This window comes from Arthrobacter sp. ATA002, assembly GCF_026898095.1.
Classification (GTDB): domain Bacteria; phylum Actinomycetota; class Actinomycetes; order Actinomycetales; family Micrococcaceae; genus Arthrobacter_B.
On the sequence record NZ_CP114015.1, the window covers coordinates 503,649 to 517,871 of the forward strand.

16 protein-coding genes are annotated in these 14,223 nt (G+C 66.8%); 7 read left to right on the top strand and 9 right to left on the bottom strand.

Going from position 1 to position 14,223, the window contains the following annotated elements:
- Positions 1-191: 191 nt before the first annotated feature.
- On the top strand, positions 192-797 hold the full coding sequence (locus tag OL239_RS02665) for a dihydrofolate reductase family protein (RefSeq protein WP_268911645.1): 606 nt from the start codon (positions 192-194) through the stop codon (positions 795-797).
- On the opposite strand, the gene yczE is transcribed toward OL239_RS02665, so the two are convergent.
- Positions 694-1,347: a membrane protein YczE gene (gene yczE, locus OL239_RS02670; protein WP_268910628.1), complete on the bottom strand. Its 654-nt coding sequence runs from the start codon at positions 1,345-1,347 to the stop codon at positions 694-696. The genes OL239_RS02665 and yczE overlap by 104 nt on opposite strands.
- Before the next feature lie 146 nt (positions 1,348-1,493).
- Here yczE and OL239_RS02675 point away from each other — a divergent pair, with 146 nt between their 5' ends.
- Positions 1,494-1,964 (top strand): TetR family transcriptional regulator, encoded by a 471-nt coding sequence (locus OL239_RS02675; protein ID WP_268910629.1) that lies wholly within the window; start codon positions 1,494-1,496, stop codon positions 1,962-1,964.
- 12 nt (positions 1,965-1,976) lie between these two features.
- On the opposite strand, the gene OL239_RS02680 is transcribed toward OL239_RS02675, so the two are convergent.
- Positions 1,977-2,615, bottom strand: coding sequence for a GyrI-like domain-containing protein (locus OL239_RS02680; RefSeq protein WP_268910630.1), 639 nt, complete (start codon positions 2,613-2,615; stop codon positions 1,977-1,979).
- Positions 2,616-2,748: 133 nt separating this feature from the next.
- On the opposite strand from OL239_RS02680, the gene OL239_RS02685 reads away from it, so the two are divergent.
- The 4 genes from OL239_RS02685 (at position 2,749) to OL239_RS02700 (ending at position 6,337) form a co-directional block, all read left to right on the top strand.
- Positions 2,749-3,471 (top strand): NUDIX hydrolase, encoded by a 723-nt coding sequence (locus OL239_RS02685; RefSeq protein WP_268910631.1) that lies wholly within the window; start codon positions 2,749-2,751, stop codon positions 3,469-3,471.
- Between the two features lie 41 nt (positions 3,472-3,512).
- Positions 3,513-3,953 carry an SRPBCC family protein gene (locus OL239_RS02690; protein ID WP_268910632.1) on the top strand — a complete coding sequence of 147 codons (441 nt, stop codon included), beginning with the start codon at positions 3,513-3,515 and terminating at the stop codon, positions 3,951-3,953.
- Positions 3,954-4,046: 93 nt separating this feature from the next.
- Positions 4,047-4,934: a trimeric intracellular cation channel family protein gene (locus OL239_RS02695; RefSeq protein WP_268910633.1), complete on the top strand. Its 888-nt coding sequence runs from the start codon at positions 4,047-4,049 to the stop codon at positions 4,932-4,934.
- Positions 4,931-6,337, top strand: a complete 1,407-nt coding sequence (locus OL239_RS02700) for an NAD-dependent succinate-semialdehyde dehydrogenase (protein ID WP_268910634.1) — start codon at positions 4,931-4,933, stop codon at positions 6,335-6,337. Before OL239_RS02695 ends, OL239_RS02700 begins: the two co-directional genes overlap by 4 nt.
- A gap of 80 nt (positions 6,338-6,417) precedes the next feature.
- Here OL239_RS02700 and OL239_RS02705 read toward each other — a convergent pair whose 3' ends face one another.
- The 5 genes from OL239_RS02705 to OL239_RS02725 form a co-directional block, all read right to left on the bottom strand.
- Positions 6,418-6,903 carry a GtrA family protein gene (locus OL239_RS02705; RefSeq protein WP_268910635.1) on the bottom strand — a complete coding sequence of 162 codons (486 nt, stop codon included), beginning with the start codon at positions 6,901-6,903 and terminating at the stop codon, positions 6,418-6,420.
- Between the two features lie 57 nt (positions 6,904-6,960).
- A complete protein-coding gene (locus OL239_RS02710) occupies positions 6,961-8,559 on the bottom strand; it encodes a PAS domain-containing sensor histidine kinase (protein WP_268910636.1) in 1,599 nt (532 codons plus the stop codon).
- 8 nt (positions 8,560-8,567) lie between these two features.
- Positions 8,568-9,383, bottom strand: coding sequence for an alpha/beta fold hydrolase (locus OL239_RS02715; RefSeq protein ID WP_268910637.1), 816 nt, complete (start codon positions 9,381-9,383; stop codon positions 8,568-8,570).
- A gap of 154 nt (positions 9,384-9,537) precedes the next feature.
- Positions 9,538-9,765 carry a dihydrofolate reductase family protein gene (locus OL239_RS02720; protein WP_268910638.1) on the bottom strand — a complete coding sequence of 76 codons (228 nt, stop codon included), beginning with the start codon at positions 9,763-9,765 and terminating at the stop codon, positions 9,538-9,540.
- Complete coding sequence (locus OL239_RS02725) at positions 9,762-10,073, bottom strand: dihydrofolate reductase family protein (RefSeq protein ID WP_268910639.1); 312 nt, start codon at positions 10,071-10,073, stop codon at positions 9,762-9,764. The genes OL239_RS02720 and OL239_RS02725 overlap by 4 nt, the downstream gene beginning before the upstream one ends.
- Before the next feature lie 183 nt (positions 10,074-10,256).
- On the opposite strand from OL239_RS02725, the gene OL239_RS02730 reads away from it, so the two are divergent.
- Positions 10,257-12,065: a thiamine pyrophosphate-requiring protein gene (locus OL239_RS02730; protein ID WP_268910640.1), complete on the top strand. Its 1,809-nt coding sequence runs from the start codon at positions 10,257-10,259 to the stop codon at positions 12,063-12,065.
- A 33-nt stretch (positions 12,066-12,098) separates the two neighbouring features.
- Here OL239_RS02730 and OL239_RS02735 read toward each other — a convergent pair whose 3' ends face one another.
- On the bottom strand, positions 12,099-13,379 hold the full coding sequence (locus OL239_RS02735) for an ammonium transporter (protein WP_268910641.1): 1,281 nt from the start codon (positions 13,377-13,379) through the stop codon (positions 12,099-12,101).
- A gap of 148 nt (positions 13,380-13,527) precedes the next feature.
- The gene (locus tag OL239_RS02740; RefSeq protein ID WP_268910642.1) at positions 13,528-14,115 is read right to left on the bottom strand and encodes an HdeD family acid-resistance protein; all 588 of its coding nucleotides are present in this window, start codon (positions 14,113-14,115) and stop codon (positions 13,528-13,530) included.
- Positions 14,116-14,223: the final 108 nt, after the last annotated feature.

Consider the following 14,223-nt stretch of genomic DNA (forward strand, 5'->3'; position numbering starts at 1 on the left):
CGGGTTGCTGTGGGGCATGGCCATTCCTCCTGGAGCGGGCGAAGAGGCTCGCACCATCGTAAGGCTCCTGTGTGCCGGCCGGAACCCCCGCGGCATTCCCCTCCCGCCGCACGCCGGGTATCCTCGCGGAAGCGGTCCGGCCGCGGCAGGAGCCGGAAGCAGCGGACATCAGCGGCGGCAGGAGGACTCTCATGCGCAAGGTGACGGCGGCGCTGTTCAGCTCCATCGACGGCGTGGTGGAAAACCCCGGGGAGTGGCAGTTTGACCACTTTGATGAGGATATGGGGCCCTTGATGGAATCGGTGCTGGCAGACCAGGACACGGTGCTGCTGGGCCGGAGCACCTATCAGCAGTGGGCAGACTACTGGCCGGGAAACACGGAAGACGGCTTCGGGAACTTCATCAATCCGGTGGAGAAGTTCGTCGCCTCCCGGACGCTCGGTGAGGAAGACCTGCAGTGGAACAACTCCCACCTCATGGACGACGAGCTGGAGGCTTTTGTCCGGCGGCTCAAGGAACGCGGCGGCGGGGACATCGCCGTGAACGGGAGCATTTCCCTGGTGCGCCAGCTGCTCTTTGCCGGGTTGCTGGATTCCCTGACGCTCATGGTGCATCCGGTAGTGGTGGGGACTGGACAGCGGCTGTTCCAGCCAGGGGATCCGCTCACCCGGCTAAAGCTGCTGGACTCCCGGATCACCGCCTCAGGCAATGCCATCCTGACCTACGGGGCCGCGGACGTGACGCTTCCGGCAGCGGACCGAGCGCCCGGATATCGAAGAACGGCATCGTCCGGCTGACCAGCGGTCCCACCAGCAGGGCAAAGGCCACCGTCCCCAGTCCCACGGTGCCGCCCAGCGCCCATCCGGCGCTGAGCACGGCCACCTCGATGCCGGTGCGCGCTGCCCAAACGGGCCACCCGAAGCGGCGGTGCATCCCGGTCATCAGCCCGTCCCGCGGCCCCGGGCCCAACCGTGCGCCAAGGTAGACGCCGGTGGCGGCAGCCAGCAGCACCAGGCCACCGGCAAACAGCAGGACCTTCGCCCACAGCTGCTCCGGTGCCGGCACCAGGGCCAGGCAAACTTCGGCGCTGGGGCCAATCAGCAGCACATTCAGGACGGTGCCGATGCCCGGTTTCTGGCGGAGCGGAATCCACAGCAGCAGCACCAGTGCACCAATCAGGACGGTCACCACGCCGAACGGGATGCCCGACTGCCGTGCTGCACCCTGTCCCAGCACATCCCACGGGGAAACGCCCAGCTGGGCCTGGATCATCATGCCAATGGCAAAGCCATAGCAAAAAAGCCCGGCCAGCAGCTGGACGGAACGGCGCGCGGTGATCCAAGTCATGGACTAAGACAAGCCGGTTGTCCGCCCTACTTCAAACCGGCGCCCCGGCGCGGAGGCTGGGAGCGTTCCGGAGCTGAAAATGAACCGGAACCGGGCTAAGCTGGCCGGTCAACCGAACGGCGGTTGACTGTTGAGCTGGAGGAAGAATGTTTCGGCCAGGCGCACCTGTCGAGGAAATCGAGCAGGACGTTGAAGCAATGATTATCGAGCTGGTCCACAAGCTGGGCCGGCTCGCCGACTCGGATCCGGACCGGGTGGGAGCATCGGACCGGGCCTACATCAAGGCGTTTTCCGATGCCGAGTCCAACAGCGATACCGACCAGGGGGCCCTGCTGGCCACCGCCGTCGGGCGCCCCAACCTGGCGGAGTCGCTGATCTACCTGAACCGCAGGCTGGACCAGGACAACTTGGACCCCGGGCAGCCCACCGGCGTCATCGGAGTCATTGTCCGTCTGGCCATGGATGGACTGTGGGTCAGCGACATCCTTGACGCCACCCGCTTTGATTCCCGGGAGCGGGCCCGCATCGTAAACCTGCTCACCGCCCTGACCAGGATCAGTGACAACCAGCTGCAAGCGGTGCTCGAAGCGCCGTCCGGCGAGCTGGCCAGTCGGTAAGGCCCAGCCGGTTCAAGGGCCCAGCGGCCGGACCGGCTGCCGCAGCACCGTCCGGAGCTTGTGCACGGCAGTCCGCCGCGGATCACTGAGGTAGATCTCATGGTGGTCGCCGTTGAAGGTGAGCGCGTGCGCCGGCATCCAGTGCCGGTGCAGGCGCTCAAGGACCGGGCCCTCGGCGTCGTAGGCTCCGATGTACAGGATCTGCGCCGAGGTGCCTTCCTCAAGCGTCATCAGGCGCACCCGGTCCAACCCGGGCGGGTTCTTCTTGTGGGAAACCGCAGCGACGGCGTCGGAAACCAGGCCGGGAGTGATCCACGGCGGCTGGGCCACCAGCATTGTCCAGTCCCAGGAGCCCTTGTCGCCCCGGCTGAAAGCGTCCATGTCGGCGGCGCGCCACTGTCCTTCGAGCGGGCCGACGGTGAAATCGCGTCCAAGCTCTTTTCGGGAAGCAAATTTCACCGCATACGCCGTGGGGTAGAGGCATTCCAGGGCGCCCTGGTATTCCGACGACGTGTTGGGATCTCCGTGGCCGTCGTAGGCGAGGTACTGCAGCACCGGAACCTCCACCAGCACAAAGTCGCCGGGTTTCGGTGCGTAAAGCCCGGGGTAGCTCTTCTTGAAGTCGAACTTTTCCGTTCCCGGCTTGTCCATAGCAGGCGCCGCCTTTCCACAGGTTTTCAGGATAGGGCGGGTCCTGTGCCTGCGGCCACTGCCCGCGCATGGCGGCTACCATCCTTCTGGGGCCTTAACCGGCCCAGCCCGCCCCCGACGAACGGAATCCACGATGCTTCACGGCACGGCCGCCACAGTAGTCCTGCTGCGCGATGCGCCCGGCGGTTTGCAGGTCCTGTTGCTGGAGCGTCCGCGCGGCCGGGGATCGTTTGCAGGTGCCTGGGTGTTCCCCGGCGGGCGGGTCGATCCCGGGGACTACGGACTGCCGGCAGATTCGGCGCAGCCTACCGCGCATGACGACGGCGAACTCGCGGCCGCGCTCCGGGCCGGCGTGCGTGAAACCGCAGAGGAAACCGGGCTCCATCTGGCGGAGCCGGGCCTGGTGCGGCTTTCCTGCTGGGAGCCGCCGCCCGAAGCACCGCGCCGCTACAGGACGTGGTTCTTCCTGGCCGAAGCACCCGAGGGGGAAATCCTGCTCAGCCCCGAAGAACACGTGGACGCGGTTTGGCTGACTCCCGCCGAGGCCTTCGGCCGGCAGCGGGAGGGGAGTATGGAGCTTTACCCGCCCACCTGGGTGACCCTGTACGGGCTGCTGGGGGTGGAAACGGTTGCCGCCGCGCTCGCAGCGGCCGGCGCTGCCTCCCCGCAGACCTACACCACCCGCCAACTGCCCGGCCGGGTGCCGCCCGTGATGGTGTGGCACGGCGACGCCGACTATCCGGAGGGGGCCGGGGGGAATGAACCACCGGGACCGGATAGCGGCGGAACGGATTCCGTCCGGCGGCACCGGCTGGTGCTCAACGGCAACGGCTGGTCCTACGAGCGGACTCCCTGAACAACCCGAGGGCGAAAAGCGGCCGCCGCTAGACTGATCGAATGACTAGCCCCTATCTGATCAGCCGCGAGCGCTTTGTGCCCGCCCCGCCGGAATCCGTGTTCGATCTACTGGCCCGCCCTGCCATGCACAGCGTCATTGACGGATCCGGAACTGTCGGCGATGCCCGGCCCAACGGTCCCGCCCGGCTGGCTCCGGGAGCCGCCTTCGGGATGGACATGAAGATGGGCGTTCCCTACAAAATCCGCAACACCGTCACCGAATTCGACGAGGGGCGCCGGATTGCCTGGCGCCATTCCGGCGGGCATGTCTGGCGCTATCTGCTGGAGCCCGCAGACGGCGGCACCCTGGTGACCGAACAATGGGACGCCCGGCATGTCCGCCACCGGGTCATGTACCGGATCATGGGCGTTACCCGCCGGCACCCGGAAAGCCTGGAACAGACGCTGGAGAAGCTGGCGGAGCACTTTACGGTCCGGTGACTGTGACAGGGTGACGGGAGCATCCCCCGCGGGCCGCCCGGCGGGCTAGAATGGACGCCGGAAAACACGGCACCAACCAACAGCGGGAGCGGCGTGGACTTTTTTGATCCGGAGGCCGTGTTCAGGGTCGTCGATCTGGCCGGAGTGCTGGCCAACGGGGTGCTCGGCGGGGCGGTTGCCCGGCAGCTGCGCATGGACCCGGTCGGGTTTGTGGTGCTGGCGCTCACCTCGGCCCTGGGCGGCGGTGTGCTGCGCGATACCCTTCTGCAGGCCGGCACCCCGGTGGCCTTGACCGACCCCGCCTACCTGATGGCCGCCATCGCCGGCGCGTTCATCGCCTACCTCATTGAGCTTAGGGGCAAATGGGCCAACCGGTTCCTTATTGTCATTGATGCCTTCGCCCTGGGCTGCTGGGCAGCCACCGGCACGTCCAAGGCGCTGGGCTTTGGCCTGGAATGGCTGCCGGCCATCCTGATCGGCGTGGCCACGGCGGTGGGCGGCGGCATGATCCGTGACATCGTCGTGGGACGGGTGCCGGCAATTTTCGGCGGCAACACCCTTTATGCCACGGGCGCCCTGGTTGCCGCCGTCGAAATGGCCATTCTGTACCGCCTCGGTCTGCCCAATGTGGGGATGGCGGTTGCCATCGTGACTGCTGCGGTCCTTTGCACGGTGGCCCGCCGGCGCGGCTGGCGCCTTCCCGCCCCGGGGAGTGGAGCGTGCGGCTGCCGCGCCGGACCCGCAGCAAATCCGCCGGTGTCTCCGGCCGGTCCGCCGCCGGCAAGAGGGAACAGGGCTGGCCCCGCCCGCGGTTCGACCGGATTCCCCGGCTGCGTTCCTTCCGCCGAAACCCCCCGGAGCCCGACGACGACGCCGCCCCGGCTCGCCGCTAACCGCGGCGGACGCTCCGGTCCCCCGTGGTTGAGCCAAGAGCGAACCGCTGTGGCCACTGCCACGGTCACCGGTAGCGTGGCCGCATGACTGCTTACAAAACCGTGAACCCCGCAACCGGGGAAACACTGAAGGAATTCGCCGAAGCCACCGACAGCGAGATCAGCGAAGCAATCAGCGCAGCGCACGGGGCGTTTGCCTCCTGGCGCAGCCAGCCGGTCGAAGCCCGGAGCAAGATCATCGCCCGGGTGGCGGAACTGTACCGGGAGCGCAGCGAGGAACTCGCCGCACTCATCGCCACTGAAATGGGCAAGCCCCTGCGGGAAGCCCGGAGCGAAGTGGCGCTTTCCGCAAACATATACGAGTACTACGCCACCGAAGGCCCCGGATTCATGGCCGACGAGGAGCTCACCGTCAAGGGCGGCGGCGGCGCCACTGTGCGCACGGAGCCCATCGGCGCGATCCTGGGCATCATGCCCTGGAACTACCCGTACTACCAGGTGGCCCGCTTTGCCGGCCCCAACCTGATGCTGGGCAACACCGTTCTGCTGAAGCACGCCGGCAACTGCCCGCAGTCCGCGCTGGCCATGGAACAGATCTTCCATGACGCCGGTCTGCCGCACGCGGCATACATCAACCTTTTTGCCACCAACGGCCAGGCCGCGGACATTATTGCCGATCCGCGCATCCAGGGCGTCTCCCTGACCGGGTCCGAACGCGCCGGTTCGGCCGTCGCCGAAGTCGCCGGGCGGAACCTGAAAAAATACGTGCTGGAACTGGGCGGCAGCGATCCGTTCATCGTCCTGGACTCCGAGGACCTGGACACCACCGTCAAGTCCGCCGTTGCCGGGCGCATGGGCAATGCGGGGCAGGCCTGCAACGCGGCCAAGCGCTTCATTGTCATGGACGATCTGTACGAGGACTTCGTGGAGAAGTTCACTGCCAAGATGGCGAAGATCCAGCCGGGGGATCCGCTGGACGAGGGGACCCGCTTCGGCCCGCTCTCGTCGCAGACCGCCGCCGACGGATTGGTCGAACAGATCCAGGACGCGGTGAACAAGGGCGCCACCCTGCACACCGGCGGCAGCCTGATGGACGGTCCGGGAGCCTATGTGCAGCCCACCGTGCTGACCGGAGTCACGGCGGACATGCGGGCCTTCTCCGAGGAACTCTTCGGTCCCGCTGCGGTGATCTACAAGGTCTCCAGCGCCGATGAAGCCGTGGAGCTGGCCAACAGCTCGCCCTACGGCCTGGGCGGCGCAGTCTTCAGCAGCGACGAGGAGAAGGCACTGGAGGTCGCTGACCGCCTGGAGTCGGGCATGGTCTGGATCAACGGTGTCTCCGGAACCCAGGAGGACCTGCCCTTCGGCGGCGTCAAGCGCTCCGGCGTCGGCCGCGAGCTGGGCCGCTACGGCATGGACGAGTTCGTCAACAAGAAGCTCATCCGCACTCCGGAACAGCGCCGGCAGAGCGCCGATCCCACAGCCAAGTAGGCGGTTCCCCGCCCGCACGGCAGCGGTGCCTCTTTCCGCGGAAGGAGGCACCGCCGCCGTCGTTGGCGGGAGCGCGGAACCTATACGGATTCCTCCTGCGGATTTTTCTTCTGCTCCGCGCGGGCGGCGCGTTCCTCAGCAGTGGTGAACACGATGTAGCGGTAGGCGAAGTACCGGAAGACATTGCCGGCAATCACACCCACCACGTTTCCGGAAATATTGTCCGCCAGCTGGCTGTCGAAGCCCAGCAGATAGTGGGAGACATAAAGGCACCCGGTGGCGATCAGCAGGCCGACGAAGTTGGTGAGGGCAAACAGCGCAGTCTCGCTGCGGATGCTCCGGCCCCTGGTGCGGCGGAACGTCAGGTACCGGCTGCCGAGCCAGGACACCGCGGTTGCGGCGGCAACGGAGGCGACCTTGGCCGTGATGGGGCTGCCGTCCAGGACCGTTGCAGCCAGCACGTTGTACAGCGTGATGTCCACGGCGAACGCCACGGTCCCCACCAGGGAGAAGGATCCGAGCCGGCGCACCACTTTTCGCACGGGCGCGGCTTTGCTGCTGGCCATGGATAGGTTCCCCTGCTCATTTCCGCCCGGCGACGCCGGGGATTTACTTGGATATTTTCACAGGGCGCCGAGGGGCACAAAATTCTCAGGCGCCTGGGCAACCGGGAGGGTGACAGTGAAGACCGTGCCCCGTCCGGGCTCGCTGCGCAGCGTAATGGTGCCGTGGTGTTCCTCGATGATCTTTCGGCTGATCACCAAACCCAGTCCGACGCCGGGAATGGCGGCCCTGCGCGCGGTGGCGGAGCGGAAGAACTTGGTGAAGACCTCGCCTTGTTCCGCCTCGGTCATCCCGATGCCGGGATCGGCAATCTCGATCCGGGTGTGCGCCGCGGAGCGCCGCGCGCGGACGGTGACTGTGCCGCCGCCGGGCGAGTATTTGACCGCATTGGAGAGCAGGTTGTCCAGCACCTGGCCGATCCGCCGGGGATCGAGGATGTCGGGCAGGGTGTCCGGCACATCGGTCTCAAAGTGCACTCCGCTGAGGTCAGCCCGGGGCGCAGCCGAGGTGACAGCGGACCGGATCAGATCGGCCAGGTCGGTGGCCTGCAGCGTGATGGTGCTGCCGCCGGCGGCAGCGGTGAGCAGATCCGAGACCAGCGCCAGCAGCTTCTCCGAGTTGCGCATTGCCACTTGGAGTGACGTTGTCACATGGCCGGGCAGGTCCCCGGCGTCATCCAGCAGCAAATCAAGGTAGCCCATGATGGACGTCAGCGGTGTCCGCAGCTCGTGCGATACGTTGGCCACGAAATCGTCCTTGGCGCGGACCGCGTTCACCAGGACGGTAACGTCGCTGAAGACAATCACCGAACCCCGGAAAGCGCCGCTGCCGCGCACGGACCTCGCTGATACGCTCAATGCCTGCTGTCCGTCGCCGGCGCCGAACCACACCAGCTGCTCCGAGTAGGAACCGCCCAGCACGGCGCGGCGGACGGGGCGGAGGTCCGGGGGCAGCGGCGTCACCCGGTCGGGTCCGAAGATCAAAAGTTCGCACTCGACGGCGTCCCGGACTCCGGGGGGAACGGCCCGCTGCCGGTTGTGGATCTGCCGGCTGTTCGTGAGGATGTCGTTCCCCGCCTCGTCGACCACCACCACGCCCACCTCGACGGTGTTCAGGATGGTCTCGAGCAGCGCCTCCTTCCGCCGGCTCTCGGTTAGGCTCGCCTGCAGGATGAGGTCCTTCTGCCGCAGCGCCTCCTGCTGGGCAAAGACCGATGCCTCGGCGCTGGCGCGTGCAGCCTCGGCTTCCTCCGTTTTGCGCAGGGTGTTCACCAGTTCCTGTTCGTACAGGCGCCGTTCCCGGGCGTTGAACACAATGATCCGGTCCAGGGCGGGACGGCCGTCCCCGCCGGCCGGGATCCTGCTCGCTGAGAGCAGGGCCGGCATCCGTGCGCCGTCCGCCTTGATGAGGTCGACGGCGAGCTCGGCAAAGAAACCCGCGATCCCCATCTGGGGCGCGGCGTGCGTGGCGTAGAGAATGCGGTCACCGACGGGCAGCAGTTTCAGGAAGCTGCTGCCCACCAGCTCCTGCCGGGTCATTCCCAGCCAGGAAAGCAGCGTGCGGTTGGCTTCGATGACGGTGCCGTCCGCACCGCTGATGAGGTAACCGGCCGGAGCATCGTGAAAGAGCGCTTCATAATCCAGGGGTGCAGCTTCCACCAGAGGAACTAAGCCGCCCGCAGAAGGTAGCCGAGGATGGTGTCGGCGGTCTCCGCGGGCGCGCTGACGTGCGGCAGGTGGCCGGTGGCTTTCATGACCGCCAGCGTTGCGTCGGGAAGCTGGTCCGCCGTGTATTCGCCGACGTGGACGGGGGCCAGCAGGTCATCCGAGCACTGCATGACGAGCGTGGGAACGGTGACGTCCGGCAGCAGGTGGCGGACATCGGAGAGGAAGGACACGCGGGCAAACTCACGCGCGATGGTGGGGTTAACGCGGCAGAAGCTTCCTTCGAGCTCACTGTGCAATTCCGGGGAATCCGGATTGCCCATGATCACCGGCGCCATGTTGGCCGCCCACACCATGTAATTGCTGTCCAGCGAGCCCAGCAGCTCCCGGATGTCCTGCTGCGAGGTTCCGCCCACGTAGCCGTCCTCGGGATAGTCCATGTAGCTGGGTGAGGAGGCCAGGAACACCAGCGCCTTGAAGCGCGAAGGATCGGCAGCCGCTGCGGCTACCCCCATCATTCCTCCGACGCTGTGTCCCACGAAGATAACGTCCCGCAGGTCCAGCTCCGCCATGATGTCCTGCACGTCGGAGGTGTAGCCGGCAAGCGAGGAATACTTGGCGGAGGAGTAAGAATCGATGTCCGAGTTGCCGGCTCCCATATGGTCAAACAGGACAAGCCGGTAGTCCCGGGAAAACTGGGGGACCAGACGCTGCCACATGTTCTGGTCGCAGCCGAATCCGTGCGCGAACATGATCACCGGCCCGTCCGGATTTCCCAGGATCTGGACGTTGTTGCGGGTGCGGATGTCTGTCCCCATGATGGATGTGCAACTTTCTGAGACTGGCGGCGGGCGAGCGGTCCTGCGGAAGGAAACCGGCATACGGAACCACACTCTACCGTGCTCCGGCGGGACCCCGGGGACGGCTCGGAGGGGTGCGGCACCGCGTCCCGTCGGGGGAGCGGGCGGACTGTTAGCGAAAGGAAAAACGGAGCTCTGCGGCGCCGCCGTTGAACGAGGTGGTGCCGGCCAGCCGCATGGGTGCAGTTGGAACGGATACCGGCAGCAGCCGCCGCCCGGTGCCCAGCGCAACGGGCATATACGTGACCCACATTTCGTCCAGCAGCCCGGCCTCGGCAAACTGTGCTGCAACGTCACCGCCGCCCACCACCCAGACGTTGCGGCCACCGGCATCGCTCACTGCGTCAGCGCAGATACGCCGAATGTCTCCGGAGTCGAAGCGCACGCCGCTGTCCGGGGTGCCTGCAGGCTTCTGCGGGTGAGCACCCGGCACGGCAGCTCACCGTAGGCCCAGCTGCCCGGCTCCTGGCGGCGCACAAATTCGTACGTGGCCGAACCCATGACGAGCGAACCGACACCGGCCAGGAACTGGTCATAATGGCTCTGAAAAGCTTCGAACCCGAAGGCCAGAAGCCAGTCCAGATTGTGGTCCTCCGTGGCAATAAAGCCATCCAGTGACGACGCGACGTAATAGAGGACCTTACCCATGGTGAGAGCATAACCGGGGCCCGGCTCCTGCACACCAGCCCATGCCCCGGCGGCGGCGGCCGGGGGGCAAAGTTACCCGGCGCGCCGCCGCCGCGCGGCCTGCGGGGCGGCGGGGATAGAGTGGGTTTACTCAGCACACTGACTATTTACGGGAGGCGCGCAATGGGCGAAACGGTGGATGGCATGCAACAGGAGGAACCGAAGCTGGTGGCGGATTTGCTGGTCCAGCGGCTCGAAGCGTGGGGCGTGGGCCGGCTTTTCGGTTACAGCGGAGACGGAATCAACCCGCTGATGGGCGCCCTGCGGCGGGCTGGCGGGCCGGAATTCGTGCAGGCCCGGCATGAGGAAAACGCAGCATTCATGGCGGTGGGCCACGCGAAGTACACCGGGGAAGTCGGCGTGGTGGTTTCCACACAGGGCCCCGGAGCCATCCACCTGCTCAACGGTCTCTATGACGCCCGAATGGATTCAGTGCCGGTGGTGGCCCTGATCGGCCAGCAGAGCCTGAGCGTGCTCGGCTCGGCGTACATGCAGGAAGTGGACCTGATGCACCTCTTCCGCGACGTCGCCTCCGGTTTCCGGCAGCAGGTTTCCAGTCCCGAGCAGGCGCCCCTGGTTATAGACCGGGCTTTCAAGGAAGCCCTGGCCACGCGCACACCCTCGGTGGTCATCCTGCCGCACGACGTCCAGCAGGCCCCGGCGCCGGATCTGGACCACGAACACGGTGTGCTCACCACCGCCCCGGTGTGGCGGCCCGCGCGAATCCTGCCCCGCGACGAAGACGTGCGCGCCGCGGCGGACCTGCTGAACAGCGGACAGAAGGTGACGCTGCTGGTGGGACAGGGAGCGCGGTCCGCACAGGAACAGGTGATTGCCGTGGCGGAAAAGCTGGGGGCTGCCATCACCACCAGCCTGCTGGGTAAACCCCATGTGGACGAGTCCCACCCCCTGGCCGCAGGAGTCATGGGGCATCTGGGCACCTCAGCCAGCGGCTTCGTCATGGACAACTGCGACACGCTGCTGATTATCGGCTCCAACGACCCCTGGACCGAGTTCTATCCGCCGCCCGGAGCTGCCCGCGCAGTGCAGATCGACATCGACCCGGCTGCCATCGGGAACCGGTATCCGGTGGAGGCGGCCCTGCCCGGCGAGGCGGCCGCAACCCTCGATGCCCTGCTGCCGCTGCTTACGGAGCGGGGCGCGTCCGGCTGGCGCACCGACGTCGAACAGGCTGTACGCTCCTGGCACGAACTGTCCATGGAACGTGCCTTTACCCCGGCCAATCCCGTCAATCCGGAACGTGCCGTCCATGAGCTGAGCCGGCGGCTGCCGGCGGATGCGCAGGTGGCCGTTGACGTAGGCAGCAGCGTGTACTGGTACGCCCGGCAGCTGCGGCTGCCCCGCGGCGTGCCGGCGCACCTGTCCAGCACGCTGGCCAGCATGGGCTGCGCGGTGCCGTACGGCCTCGCGGCCAAGCTGGCCTCCCCGGACCGCCCGCTTGTCGCGCTGTCCGGGGACGGCGCCATGCAGATGGCAGGCATCACCGAACTGATTACGGTCAGCCGCCTGTGGAAGCAGTGGGCCGATCCGCGGTTTGTCGTGTGCGTGCTGAATAACCGGGAGCTCACCGAGGTCACCTGGGAGCAGCGGGAAATGGAGGCCGAACCGCGGTTCGAGGCCAGCCAGGCCCTTCCCGAATTCAACTACGCCGGCTACGCGGAGCTGCTCGGGTTCGACGGCATCCGGGTGGAGGACCCGGAACTGCTGGGGGAGGCCTGGGACCGGGCGCTCTCCGCGGACCGGCCGTGCATCATCGAGGTCGTGTCGGATCCTGACGTTCCGCTCCTGCCGCCGTTCCCCGGCGGCAGGGCCCAGGCGGAATCCATGATGGAAGCAATGCAGGCGGAAGGGCCGCAGACACAGCATGCCCGCGACCTCCTGTCCGTCTACCTGCGCCAGGAAGAGGCCATAACCGGCGGGGCCCAGGCCTAACTCCGGGGCGCCCCGCCCTCCGGGGCACCGCCTTTACGGGCGGGCGCCCAGATCCACCGGGTCCTCGTCATTCAGGTAGGCCGACTCGGCATGGGCCGCCATGTCGATGCCCTGCAGTTCGCTCTCCTCGGGAATGCGCAGGCCGATGGTCATTGCCAGGACCTTTGCAAGAACCCAGGTGACGGCGAAGGAGTAGACGAGGACTGCCGCCGCGGCCAGCGCCTGGATGCCGAGCAGTTCGAAACCGCCGCCGTAGAACAGTCCGCTGACGCCGTTCGGCGCTGCGTCCGTGGCGAACAGGCCGATCAGCAGGGTGCCCAGCAGCCCGCCTACGGCATGGACGCCGACGACGTCGAGCGAGTCGTCATAACCCAGCCGGAACTTCCATTCAATGGCCAGGGAACACACGAGGCCGGCCAGCAGTCCGATCGCCAGGGCGCCCAGCGGGCTGACCGCGCCGCAGGCGGGCGTGATGGCCACCAGCGCCGAAATGAGTCCCGAGGCCGCCCCGAGCGAGGAGGACGTTCCCAGCCGCAGCCGGTCCATCAGCATCCAGCCGAGCAGTCCGGCCGCCGCTGCCACTGCGGTGTTGAGGAAAACGACGGCGGCAGCGTGCCCGGCGCTCAGGGCGGATCCGGCGTTGAAGCCGTACCAGCCCACCCAGAGCAGCCCGGCGCCAAGCAGCACGAGCGGCCGGCTGTGCGGCTTGCCGTGGGCGTGCGGCCAGCCTTTGCTGCGGCCCAGGACCAGGGCCAGGGCCAGGGCCGCTACACCCGCGTTTAGGTGGACGGCGGTGCCGCCGGCGAAGTCGATGGCCCCCAGCTGGTTGGCGATCCAGCCGCCGGTCACCGACCCGTCGTCGCTGCTGAAAGCGAAGACCCAGTGTGCCACCGGAAAATATACGAGGGTGGCCCAGAGCCCTGCGAACAGCATCCAGGCGCCGAATTTCATCCGGCCCGCGGCGGCGCCGGCCACCAGGGCCGTCGTGACGCAGGCGAACATCAGCTGGAACGCGGCAAAGAGGGCCAGCGGCAGGGAACTGTCCGGATCCTCCACCAACAGGTCGGAGAGTCCGAAGAATTCGGCGGGGTTCCCCAGCAGCCCTGCACCCGTCAGAGAGTTTCCGAAGGCGGCCGAATAGCCGTAGAGCACCCACAGCACCGCAACGAGGCTTGCCCCGCCGAAGCACATCAGCATCATGTTCAGGATCCGGCGCGAGCCCACCATTCCTCCGTAGAAGAAGGCGATACCGGGGATCATCAGGCAGACCAGCGCGGAACTGGCCAGCAGCCAAGCAGTGTTTCCAGAATCCATGGAGTTACTCCATTCGGGGATGGCCGGCCACGCGGGCCGGAGCGCGGGGATGGAAACCGTACTTCTCCCAGCGTGGGCGCCCCGTATTACGGTCAGGTTTCCCGGCAGGTTAGCGCTGTGTTAACAGCTGCTGGAAGGTTGCTGGACGCTAGGAGGCCAGCGGCATTCCACGGCCAAACGCGATCGCCCGCACCACTTCCACGATCCCAAGGATGACCAGGAAAATGCCGCCGAACACCACCAGTGCCGCCAGTGAACCGACCGGAAGGAACAGCACCACGGCGCCGGCGATGATGCTGATGACCCCGTAGGTGATCGCATACCACCGCGAGCCGCCGCTCTCACTCTCCGTCAGGGCCATGACGCCCTCGACGATCCACGCGATTCCGATCACCATTCCCAGGACGGCCAGGGATGCGAGCGGATTGCGCATGGCCACGATGCCGACGATGAAGATCAATACTCCGGTGAGGATATTCAGTATCCGCAGGCCGCCGGACAGGGGCGTGAAGATTCCCATGATTACGCGGATGGCCCCCGAGACCAGGAAATACAGTCCGAACAGGAATGCCACCACATCCAGCGTTACTCCGGGCCAGAACAGCACCACGACGCCCAGCAGAATGGAGAGGACCCCGGTGACGGCCAGCCCGCTGCGGATGCTCCGGACCGCCCGGCTGGTGAGTTCGCTGATGTCCAGGTTGAACCCGCCCATCCCAAAAGCGCTGCCTGACATGGACATGGGGAACCTCCCGGGACGTTGGAAAGCGGGAAACGCTTCATCGAATTATCCCGTCGCCGGTGCCGCGGACGATAGGGGCAGGCCCCGTTCCGTGCCGTTCAA

Excerpts from the sequence above, each read along its gene's own strand:
- OL239_RS02665 (WP_268911645.1), top strand. The coding sequence starts at position 192 with ATGCGCAAGGTGACGGCGGCGCTGTTCAGCTCCATCGACGGCGTGGTG.
- yczE (WP_268910628.1), bottom strand. The coding sequence starts at position 1,347 with ATGACTTGGATCACCGCGCGCCGTTCCGTCCAGCTGCTGGCCGGGCTT.
- OL239_RS02675 (WP_268910629.1), top strand. The coding sequence starts at position 1,494 with ATGTTTCGGCCAGGCGCACCTGTCGAGGAAATCGAGCAGGACGTTGAA.
- OL239_RS02680 (WP_268910630.1), bottom strand. The coding sequence starts at position 2,615 with ATGGACAAGCCGGGAACGGAAAAGTTCGACTTCAAGAAGAGCTACCCC.
- OL239_RS02685 (WP_268910631.1), top strand. The coding sequence starts at position 2,749 with ATGCTTCACGGCACGGCCGCCACAGTAGTCCTGCTGCGCGATGCGCCC.
- OL239_RS02690 (WP_268910632.1), top strand. The coding sequence starts at position 3,513 with ATGACTAGCCCCTATCTGATCAGCCGCGAGCGCTTTGTGCCCGCCCCG.
- OL239_RS02700 (WP_268910634.1), top strand. The coding sequence starts at position 4,931 with ATGACTGCTTACAAAACCGTGAACCCCGCAACCGGGGAAACACTGAAG.
- OL239_RS02705 (WP_268910635.1), bottom strand. The coding sequence starts at position 6,903 with ATGGCCAGCAGCAAAGCCGCGCCCGTGCGAAAAGTGGTGCGCCGGCTC.
- OL239_RS02715 (WP_268910637.1), bottom strand. The coding sequence starts at position 9,383 with ATGGGGACAGACATCCGCACCCGCAACAACGTCCAGATCCTGGGAAAT.
- OL239_RS02725 (WP_268910639.1), bottom strand. The coding sequence starts at position 10,073 with ATGGGTAAGGTCCTCTATTACGTCGCGTCGTCACTGGATGGCTTTATT.
- OL239_RS02730 (WP_268910640.1), top strand. The coding sequence starts at position 10,257 with ATGCAACAGGAGGAACCGAAGCTGGTGGCGGATTTGCTGGTCCAGCGG.
- OL239_RS02735 (WP_268910641.1), bottom strand. The coding sequence starts at position 13,379 with ATGGATTCTGGAAACACTGCTTGGCTGCTGGCCAGTTCCGCGCTGGTC.
- OL239_RS02740 (WP_268910642.1), bottom strand. The coding sequence starts at position 14,115 with ATGTCAGGCAGCGCTTTTGGGATGGGCGGGTTCAACCTGGACATCAGC.